This window comes from Gelidibacter salicanalis, from assembly GCF_016469035.1.
GTDB classification, from domain to species: Bacteria; Bacteroidota; Bacteroidia; order Flavobacteriales; family Flavobacteriaceae; genus Gelidibacter; species Gelidibacter salicanalis_A.
In genome coordinates, this window is the sequence record NZ_JAEHJZ010000428.1 from 1 (window position 1) to 301 (window position 301).

Annotated in this window: 1 tRNA gene; it reads left to right on the forward strand. The window is 41.9% G+C overall.

The features are described from left to right. Positions 1-138: 138 nt before the first annotated feature. Positions 139-210, forward strand: a tRNA-Arg gene (locus JEM65_RS21780). The last annotated feature ends 91 nt before the right edge of the window (positions 211-301 follow it).

The following is a 301-nucleotide window of genomic DNA, read 5'->3' on the forward strand; positions in this document are numbered from 1 at the left end:
TTTTGTATTACAGGCATTTGGAGAGGCAGTTCATGGTGGCAAGAATTTAGTGCAAAGGGTAGGTTTCGAAAAAAGCGATGGAAAATCATTTAAAGAATGAAAATAACCATGAACTGGCTTAGTTGTAGGGGGACAAGTGACTCCGTGGTGCAACGGTAGCGCGTCCGACTCCGAATCATAAGGCCGCGTGTTCAAATCACGTCGGGGTCATCCTCTTGAAATTTTGCAAGCATCTTTTGAAATTACCAATATATTTTTGCCCAATTTTTGTTTCAGTTCTTCATGAGCCTTCATAGCTCTC